The following is a 9,102-nucleotide window of genomic DNA, read 5'->3' on the forward strand; positions in this document are numbered from 1 at the left end:
GGGCTCTTTACTCCCGACGAAGCCGTCCACTACCTCCGCCAGCGCCTGGCCGGCACCGGGATCGACCTGAAGGACGCCGAGCTGCGGCAGCTGGCGGACGACTTCGGGCACCTTCCGCTCGCCCTGGCCCAGGCCGCCAGCTACATCCGGGAGAACGCCCTCACCCTGGACGAGTACCGCACCGAACTCGCCGAGGTGCCACTCGACGAGGCGCTGCCCGGGATCGACGGGCTGCCCGACCGGCAGGCCCACACCGTCACCGCCGCCTGGACCCTGTCCATCGACTACGCCAACACCCTCGCGCCTCCGGGACTCGCCCGGCCCCTCCTGCACGTCCTCGCGCTGCTCGACCCCAACAACACACCCGACGGCATCACCGCGGCAACCGCCCTCCAGCAACACCTCCAGCAGACACGAGACGCCGGAATGGAAGTCCTGGGCAGGCCGGTAAGCGAGCGGGACGTAAAACGGGCGCTACGGGTGCTCCACCGGCTCCACCTGACCGACATCACCACCGACCACACCCTGCGCACCCACCAGCTCCTCCAGCGCACCCTCCGGGAAACACTCGCCACCGGGGAGATCGACCAGCTCGGAGCCATCGCCGCCGACGCGCTCCTCGAGACCTGGCCCGAGCAGGAGATGCTCAGCAGCAGGCACTACCGCGCAGCCACCACCTCCCTGGCCACCCACACCGTCCCGCGGGACCCCGACGACGGCGGTCTCCACCGTGTCCTCTTCCACGCCGGCACCACCCTCGGCAAAGCCGGACAAGCCACCGCCGCCCGCAACCACTACCAACACCTCCACACCACCGCACACCATCTCCTCGGACCAGATCACCCTCACTCCCTCACCACCCGCGGCAGCCTCGCCCAGTGGCGCGGCGAAGCCGGCGACCCGACCGGAGCCGCAGACGCCTACACCGAACTCCTCGACGACTCTCTCCGCATCCTCGGACCCGACCACCCCCACACCCTCACCAGCAGAGGCAACCTCGCCTACTGGCGCGGCAAGTCCGGCGACCCGACCGGAGCCGCAGACGCCTACACCGAACTCCTCGACGACTCTCTCCGCATCCTGGGACCCGACCACCCCCACACCCTTGCCATCCACGGCAACCTCGCCCAGTGGCGGGGCGAAGCCGGCGATCCGGCCGGAGCCTCAGACGCCTACGTCAAAGTCCTCACCGACCAACTGCGTGTCTTCGGACCCGACCACCCCGACACCCTCATCACCCGCAACAACCTCGCCACCTGGCGCGGCGAAGCAGGCGACCCCGCCGGAGCCGCAGACGCCTACGCCGAACTCCTCACCGACCGGCTCCGCGTCCTCGGGCCCGACCACCCCGACACCCTTGCCACCCGCAACAACCTCGCCATCTGGCGCAGCGAAGCCGGCGACCCCAATGGGGCTGCGGACGCCTACGCCGAACTCCTCGACGACTGTCTCCGCATCCTGGAACCCGACCACCCCCAGACTCTCGTCGTCCGAGGCAACCTCGCCGACTGGCGGGGCAAAGCCGGCGACCCCGCCGGAGCCGCAGACGCCTACACCGAACTCCTCACCGACCACCTGCGCGTCCTGGGACCCGACCACCCCGACACCCTCACCACCCGCAACAATCTCGCCAGCTGGCGGGGTGAGGCTGGCGACCCCAATGGGGCTGCGGACGCCTACGCCGAACTCCTCGACGACTGTCTCCGCATCCTCGGACCCGACCACCCCCAGACTCTCGTCGTCCGAGGCAACCTCGCCGACTGGCGGGGCAAAGCCGGCGACCCCGCCGGAGCCGCAGACGCCTTCGCCGAAGTCCTCACCGACCGTCTCCGCGTCCTCGGGCCCGACCACCCCCACACCCTGCTGACCCGATACCAGTGGGCAGTCTGCACCGGGCAGGCCGGCAACCCAGTCGGCGCGGTGGAAGCGCTGCGGGAGCTCGCCGATGACGAAGCCCGCGTCTACGGCAGCCGCGACCACGCCGAGGTTCGAGACACGCTCGCGGAGCTGGAGTGGTGGCAGGCGATCCTTGAGGGCGAAGGCAGTGCATGAGGTGGCCAGCGGCGGCATCGGCAGTGAGGCGGTGGTGGCCTACGCCCTGCTGATGGCGGGCGGCTCCGCTCGGTAAACGCGCCGTGCCCGTCGCCTCGGGCCAGCCCGGTCTCGCCCCCGGTCCTCCCCCTCACACGCCCAGCGAGACCGTCACCCTTCGGTGTCGACGGCGGAGCCCCGGCGGGGGCCCCTATGTCCTTGGTCAAGGGAAACGTGCGTGCGTGGGGTCGGTGATCCGGGCAGCATGGCGGGGTGAGCGACCTGCTGTGGGATGACGTGAAATGCTTCTTCGACCTGGACTTGATGGGGGCGTTGCCGGACATGCGTGTCCCGAATGCCTCGGTGGAGGACTGGCAGGCGGTCCTCGACCTTGTCGCGGAGAAGGGCTGGAAGGGCCAGTACTCCGAGGGAGAGACGGTGCTTCCGGTGCCCCGGGCGGAGGCCGTGCTGTCCCGTCCGGCGGATGCCGAGTGCCCGGACCTGCGGGTCTGGCCGACGGACGATGTGTTGGCGATATTCAGCTTCCATGCCGACGACGAAATCGACTTCGACGTCGACCTGCGGGAGTTGCAGGGTCAGGACCGACTGGATGTGCTCTGCGGCTTCCTTCGGGAGATCGGGCGTCGGCTGGGCAAGCCGGTGCTGATGGACCCGGAGGGCGAGTACGGCCATCCGGTGCTCGGCTTCGACGTCGAGGCCGATCGAGTCGTCCTCCTCGCAGACCCGCAGCTCAGGTGATGGGGGCCGACGGCTGCGGTTCACAGAAGGTGCCATCCCTGAGTGGCTTTGTTCACGGGTAGCGGTTCTGGCTCAGGTTCCGGAGCCAGAACCGAAACTCGTGAACAGAGCCATCCAGCGGCAGATCCTCCGCGAGGATCAGCCCGACCAGCCGGCGCACGGCATCCAGCCGGCTGTGATCCGCCGCGCGGCGACGCACCGGCCGTGCCGGGGTCACCGGCACCGCGCCGCCCAGCTTCCGCCAGTATCGGCAGGTCGCAGGACTCCAGCAAGGACCGGAGCTGAGCTGACGTTCGCCACCGACGTCGACCGCCACCCCAGATGGCAGCAACGCATCGCTCCACTGATGCTTGGAGCTGAAACGATCAATGGAGGAACGGTGGACAACCTTGTCGTCGTAGGAGTGGATGGCTCGTCGTCGAGTCCCGCCGTGGTGGAAGCGGCCGCCCGGGAAGCCCAACGGCGTCATGCGGAGCTGCGTGTGGTGCACGCCTTGAGCTGGCCGGTCAGGCCCATGTACACACCGCTGGACCCTTCACCGCTCAACCGCCTGGTGAACGAGGCTGCGCAGCATGCCCGGAGTATGGCGCCCGAGGTGAAGGTCACCGAGGCCGTGGAAGCCGGTGACGCGGTGGCGGTTCTGGAGGCCGAGTCGCGCGCCGCGGACCTGGTGGTCGTCGGTCCCCGGGGGATGGAGAGCTTCATCGGCATGCTGATGGGATCCACGGCGGCGTCCCTGACCGTTCACGCTCAGTGTCCAGTGATGGTGGTCCGCGCGGAACCGGCCGGCGCCGGGCCGATCGCGCTGGCCGTCGACGGCTCCCCCCTGGGCGAAAAGGCGATCGAATTCGCTTTCGCCGAAGCGGAACTGCGCGGAGCCGACATTCTTGCCGTACACGCGTGGCATCCGGACTACGTGCCGCCCGGCACAGGCCCCGAGAGCGCGGAGCGTCTGCTGGCCCAGGCACTCGCCGGCCGCGCAGACAGGTATCCAGACGTCACGGTCAGATACGAAGTCCTGAGCGGTGAAACCCGCAAGGTATTGATCGAAACGAGCAAGACCGCCCAGCTTATGGTCCTCGGGGCCAGGGGACGCGGCGGCTTCGCCGGCCTGCTCCTGGGTTCGGTGAGCCAGGCACTGCTCCACCACGCGCACTGCCCCGTCACCGTCGTCCGCGCCCATACATGATCCGCCCAGGGCGTCGGGATGTGCCTCCCGATTCTCAGGTACCCAACCCCCCGGGCGCTTCGCCTCACGGCGTCCCGCGAACCGTGACGACCGGGCAGTGCGCGTGGGTCATGACGAACTGGCTCACCGAGCCCAGGAGCAGTCCGGCAATACCGCTGCGCCCGCGGGCACCAACAATCAGAAGCTGAGCCGTACTGCTCGCCTCGAGCAGCACCTCACGCGCCTTGCCGCTCACCAGCTTGCATGAGACGGCGACCTCCGGATGGGCGTTCGCGCGGCCCGCAATCGCCTGAGCCAGCAGCTGCTCTGCGGCCTCGGACGCCGGGCCAGGCGAGGACTTGTCCGGCTGCCACGCATGAACAGCCACGAGGTCAGCCCGCCGCAACGCGGCTTCAACGAAGGCGACGTCGACCGCTGCGTCACTGTCAGGGGACCCATCGACCCCCAATACGACAGGCTCTATGCCGGCGGAGGCCCGGCGCTCCTCGCGGACCGTCATGACCGGGCAACGGCTGCGGGAGGCCAAGGACACCGGTGTGGATCCCAGCAGCAGGCCCGCGATGCCCCCCATGCCTCTGGAGCCGACGACGATCAGGTCCGCGGCCTGCGACTCAAGTTCCAGCACGTGCACCACGTCACCCGTCACCACAGCCCTGGTCACCATGACCTCGGGCGCCATGCCGAGGGCGTGGGCCGCCGCCTTGTCGACCAGCGTCCTGGAACCCGGTTCCGGCACCTGGTACCTGGGCTTGATCGGAACCTCGGCATGCACCACACGCAGCGCCGCACCGCGCCGTGCCGCCGCTGCGGCGGCTGCCTCCGCGGCGGTGAGACTCGTGGACGAGCCATCCACCCCGACGACGACCAGATTGCCCATAACTACTCCGATCCGTGGATTCTCAGCCTCGACCCATCGGCATACGGCTGCAATTCCTGCGCGCCCCCCACGTACCGCACGACGGCGACCCTCCAGACCCAGCTAGGTTCCGGCAACGCGGCCGCTGCCTTGATCATGCAGCCGAGCTACGCACCCGCTGCGCCGCAGTCAGCAACGGCAGGCGGCACCGTTGAGTAGTTGCCGGTGCACTGCAACAGCTAGCGGCCAGCCTGCGTCCCTTGGAGTGCACGGTGGACTGGTAGCGCCCTGGTGGCCCACGGGCGCTGGCGAAGGCACTCGCGTGACGTCCGAGCTGATCGTTGGAGGGGCTTCCTCGAACCCGCGGCGCGTGGACCACCGGCGTGGATCTACCGTGGGGGCGTGTCCGGACCCTCTGAACAGCCAGCCGGTTCCGTTCCGCTGCCGGTGCGGGTGCTGCTACCCAACAGCGAGGAAGTGACCGGTCGGCTCTGGGCGCGCCGCCAGATCCCCGAGGGGTGGATGTACCTCGTGTCGGTCGTGGTCTACCGGAATGTTGGCGAGGACGAGGTCGAGACTTGGGATTACCAGGTGTGGCTCAGGGCGCAGGATCACCTGCGTTCGGTGGAGGGCGTGTCGTACGCAGACGTACCCGTGGCCAGTCCGCCTGAATAGCCAGTCACGGTAGTTCGAGTCTGCTTGTACGTGACGGCGGGACTGCGGTGTCTTGAACCAGGCGCCCCCGGCCGGGCCCGAGGCACTTCTTCTCGGCCCGCGATGTGAGACGCCACGCGACGCGGAGTGCAGGCACCAGGGTTGCTACTCTCTGCGCTCGCGCGGACTGGTGTCTCGTGGGTTGTTCGCCGCGTCGATGAGGTTTTCGCCCGCCGTCTCTGAACCATCTCAGCCCTGGCAGCTTCAACAACTCCAAGGTTGCGCGGCCTCCTCCAGCGATCACGCATATCGGCGGGCAGGTTGTCGGCGCCGGACATCGTGTCCTCGGGCAGGGGTGCGGCGGCGGGTGTTACGCGGCCTGGGGCGCCCGCAGCGCCCCCTCGACAGGTGCGGACCACAACTCTGCAGATAGGGCTGGGTGCCTGTTTCTGACGTCCCGGCCACTGATCTTGACGGAGGGCCTCAGGTCAAAGCAGTTTCGAGGGATTCCCGGTGCCGGTCTGGGACCGTTCCGTGTGCTGGGGGAACAGGAAGTTCTCCAGGGCGTCCAGTGCGAACATCATGACTACGAGCAGTATCGGCAGAAGCAGAGCAATCACGACCATGCCGCCTCCCGGTGGAGCGGAGATCGCGGGAACCCGGTGGCACAGATCTCTGGCCAGAGTGGTCCGAACGGGGCAATGGCGCATGTTCAATGCGCCAGGGCGTAGGCCGGTCGGGTGACATTTTGCTGTACCGAGCCAGGTCGCTGCGTGCAGTGTGCCCTCGCGTTGCACCGCGATCTTTCCGTTCTCGGTCATGCGGATGCTGATCCGCTCCGAATCAGCATCCAGTCGCGCTGGACACGGAAGGCTTTGCGAGCCGCGATGCCGCTGTCACGACTCGTCCTCTCTCGCCAGCGGATCGGCGAGCTCGGGGTAGAAAGCCCGTTCGGCCCGGCGCAACCGGGCGATCTGCAGCTGCCCGGCGCCGCGACAGATTGGGCATACCCGCCGTTCCCAGCATTCCGGGCACCGTCGCCGCAGTCCGGCGTCATCCAGCACCCAACTGAGGCCACCGCAGGCCGGGCACCAGCCGAGCCCGTCGCACTCGTAACAGAGCACATGACCCGATTCGACCGTTTCCGCCGTGCGAACGGGGTCGGGGCGCTCCGGCGCTCGTGGGGCCCGCAGGGCCACCGTCGGTGTAACGCCGGCATAGACGACATCGCCGGTGGCGGGCCAGACGCGGACATCGATCCGGAACCCGGCACGGCTCCCGGTCACCACAACCCGCGCCGCGACCGTGCCGGCACGACGTTCCTCGACGATGTCGAAACCACCGGTGGTGAAGGCCTCGACGGCGCGGTGAACAGTCTCACCGGCGGAGAGATCGGCGTCGAGGCCGATCCGCACGCGCAGCGCGAACCGATAGCGCAGCGGATCGGTCCATTCGGCGACCTCGGGTGCCTCGGGCAGCGCGGACTCGGGGATCACCGCCGCAGGCGTGACGTGCGCGGCGATGGTCCGCACCTGCGCGAGCAGCGTGCGTCCGAGCCGGCGTACTTCTATGTCGGTTGCGGGAACCTCAGGCATCCATCCTCCGAACACGCACCTTGGCCTGCCTCATTCGACGGTCGACTGCACGCCGATCGCCGCCCCCGCGGCGTCGGCCTCGGCGCAATCGATGGAGCAGTCCAGCCCGGCCACCATGCAGGCCCCGGCGAGCGCCGCCAGCCGCTCCACCGCCCTGGCCGGTTCCGCTTCCACGATTCCCTCGAGCAGATAGAAGGAATCACCGGAGCCGGGCGCGCCGGCCTCGTAGCAGTACAACTCGATGGTGTCGTCGCGGTAGGTCGTTTCGTATCCGGTCCGCCGCACGGCCATCGACAGCTCCGGTCGCACGAGCCAGTCACGCAGGAGCGCGATCACCGCCTCTTGACTGTCCGTCGCAATGTCGGCGTGGAAGATTGTGCGGGCCATGAACCGAGCATGCCATGCCGCATCGTCCGGGGCAGCAGCGCTGGCAACCGCCGGTCGCCATAGGACGCTCCGTCACGGAGGTGAACCGGAGGCACCGTTGATCAATCGACCGATTGATGAGCAAGATCAGTACACGGCGTTGCGCGGCCTGATCAGCGCCGGATCATGCCCATATAACGGGGTCAGAAAGGCGATGTGCTCAAGAACTTGAGGAACACCGTTTTCTGCACGATCTGGCGGGTGCAACCACCCCAGGACGACGCCACCGCCGATCTCCTCGCCCCCGTTCCGGCCGTACGGACCGGCGGCCTCGCGGGATAGGCACGCGTGTCCACCAAGGTGGCAACTGCTCGACCGGCAGATCCACGCACTCACCGAAGCAGGATGCATCCGGATCTTCGCCAACAAGAAGTCCGGCAAGAACGCCGAACGCGAGGAACTGTGCAAAGCCCTCGACTTCCTGCGCGAGGGAGACACCCTCGTCGTCCCGTCGCTGGACCGGCTCGGCCGCTCCCTCCAGGACCTCATCGCCATCGTGTCCGGCCTGCGAAAGCGCGGCGTCGGCTTCACCTCGCTGCACGAGTCGCTCGACACGACCACGCCCGGCGGACGCCTGGTCTTCCACGTCTTCGCCGCGCCGGCTGAGTTCATCCGCGAACTCATCGTCCAGGGCACCAACGAGGGCCTGGACGCCGCCCGCGGCGCCCGGCTCGGCCGCCCGCCGGCGATGACCGAGGAACAGGTACGCCACGCCCGCGACCTGCTCGCCCGACCGGAGAACACCGGCACCTCGATCGCGAAGCTTCTCGGCGTCTCCAGGAACACCATCTGCAACTACGTACCCGAACTGAAGGGCGGTCGCCTCGCACTCGCCGAGTCGACCAACACGCCGGAGCTGCCCCGACCCTCCAGGTCAGAGGACTGATCACCATCGTTTGCGGCTGGTGACGGAGTTCTTACCGGCACCCCTACCGGGACGCGGCCGTCGCACAGCTCCGCGCCGGGGGCCACGACATCAAGGACGAGGACGTCGCCCGGGTCTCCCCGCTCAAGGACCGGCACGTCAACTTTTATCTGGACACTCTGCGGCGGCCTTCCGGCATGATGCCCGTATGCCAACTCCGGAAGCCCTCGCCCGAGAGGATGCCGTTCTGGCGCTCGTATGCCAGACGCTGTCCCACGCCGATCGCGATGTCACGATCGAGGATCGACCGGATCGGCTGCCTCCGGGGCAGCGTCCCTTCGAGGTCGATGCGTTGCTTCGGGTGCGAAACGGCGACAGCGATCGTGTCTGGGCGGCTGATGTGTGCACTGTCCCGCTGCCTCAGGCCATGCCCGGCGCGGTGGCCTCGTTCGAGAAGAGAGTCGTGCCGGAGCTGGAAAAGCTCGCTGAACAGGCTGGGCGGGCGTTGACTGTCTCGTGCCACCCCCGACTCTTCTCGCAAGACGTTGCTCAGAACAGCCGTAAGCGGCAGATGGCAGCGGACACCAGCGCGGTAGTGCAGGCAGCCAGCAAAGCGCTCTCCGCGGGACAAGGAGCTCTTTCCAAGCTGGCGGTGATGACCGCGAGTTGGACGGGCCTGCGCAACGGCGAAGCTCCTGGTAGACGGGTTCTCGACCAAGATCACCCG

At 68.3% G+C, this 9,102-nt stretch carries 11 protein-coding genes; 6 read left to right on the top strand and 5 right to left on the bottom strand.

Annotation, left to right across the window (positions count from 1 at the left end; translation table 11 throughout):
* Together ACFQ8C_RS35410 and ACFQ8C_RS35415 are read left to right on the top strand one after the other, a co-directional pair.
* On the top strand, positions 1-2,052 hold a 2,052-nt coding region (locus ACFQ8C_RS35410; protein ID WP_383465843.1), incomplete at its 5' end, for a tetratricopeptide repeat protein.
* Between the two features lie 252 nt (positions 2,053-2,304).
* A complete protein-coding gene (locus ACFQ8C_RS35415; protein WP_383465844.1) occupies positions 2,305-2,790 on the top strand; it encodes a hypothetical protein in 486 nt (161 codons plus the stop codon).
* A 52-nt stretch (positions 2,791-2,842) separates the two neighbouring features.
* On the opposite strand, the gene ACFQ8C_RS35420 is transcribed toward ACFQ8C_RS35415, so the two are convergent.
* On the bottom strand, positions 2,843-3,280 hold the full coding sequence (locus ACFQ8C_RS35420; RefSeq protein WP_383465860.1) for a hypothetical protein: 438 nt from the start codon (positions 3,278-3,280) through the stop codon (positions 2,843-2,845).
* Between ACFQ8C_RS35420 and ACFQ8C_RS35425 the strand changes: the two genes are divergently transcribed.
* The gene (locus ACFQ8C_RS35425; protein WP_383465845.1) at positions 3,170-3,979 is read left to right on the top strand and encodes a universal stress protein; all 810 of its coding nucleotides are present in this window, start codon (positions 3,170-3,172) and stop codon (positions 3,977-3,979) included. The two genes, ACFQ8C_RS35420 and ACFQ8C_RS35425, sit on opposite strands and share 111 nt — an antisense overlap.
* Before the next feature lie 64 nt (positions 3,980-4,043).
* Here ACFQ8C_RS35425 and ACFQ8C_RS35430 read toward each other — a convergent pair whose 3' ends face one another.
* Positions 4,044-4,856 (bottom strand): universal stress protein, encoded by an 813-nt coding sequence (locus ACFQ8C_RS35430; RefSeq protein ID WP_383465847.1) that lies wholly within the window; start codon positions 4,854-4,856, stop codon positions 4,044-4,046.
* 381 nt (positions 4,857-5,237) lie between these two features.
* On the opposite strand from ACFQ8C_RS35430, the gene ACFQ8C_RS35435 reads away from it, so the two are divergent.
* Positions 5,238-5,510, top strand: coding sequence for a hypothetical protein (locus ACFQ8C_RS35435; protein WP_383465849.1), 273 nt, complete (start codon positions 5,238-5,240; stop codon positions 5,508-5,510).
* Between the two features lie 467 nt (positions 5,511-5,977).
* Here ACFQ8C_RS35435 and ACFQ8C_RS35440 read toward each other — a convergent pair whose 3' ends face one another.
* From ACFQ8C_RS35440 to ACFQ8C_RS35450, 3 genes are all read right to left on the bottom strand, one after another.
* The gene (locus ACFQ8C_RS35440; protein WP_383465851.1) at positions 5,978-6,310 is read right to left on the bottom strand and encodes a hypothetical protein; all 333 of its coding nucleotides are present in this window, start codon (positions 6,308-6,310) and stop codon (positions 5,978-5,980) included.
* A 75-nt stretch (positions 6,311-6,385) separates the two neighbouring features.
* Entirely contained in the window at positions 6,386-7,084 is a 699-nt protein-coding gene (locus tag ACFQ8C_RS35445; protein ID WP_383465852.1) for a hypothetical protein, read from the bottom strand.
* A 30-nt stretch (positions 7,085-7,114) separates the two neighbouring features.
* The gene (locus ACFQ8C_RS35450; RefSeq protein ID WP_383465854.1) at positions 7,115-7,471 is read right to left on the bottom strand and encodes a hypothetical protein; all 357 of its coding nucleotides are present in this window, start codon (positions 7,469-7,471) and stop codon (positions 7,115-7,117) included.
* 394 nt (positions 7,472-7,865) lie between these two features.
* On the opposite strand from ACFQ8C_RS35450, the gene ACFQ8C_RS35455 reads away from it, so the two are divergent.
* Positions 7,866-8,396, top strand: a complete 531-nt coding sequence (locus tag ACFQ8C_RS35455; protein WP_383465858.1) for a recombinase family protein — start codon at positions 7,866-7,868, stop codon at positions 8,394-8,396.
* A gap of 187 nt (positions 8,397-8,583) precedes the next feature.
* Positions 8,584-9,102: hypothetical protein (locus ACFQ8C_RS35460; protein WP_383465856.1), on the top strand; the 519-nt coding region annotated here is incomplete at its 3' end.

Source organism: Streptomyces sp. NPDC056503, assembly GCF_042794995.1.
Lineage (GTDB): Bacteria > Actinomycetota > Actinomycetes > Streptomycetales > Streptomycetaceae > Streptomyces.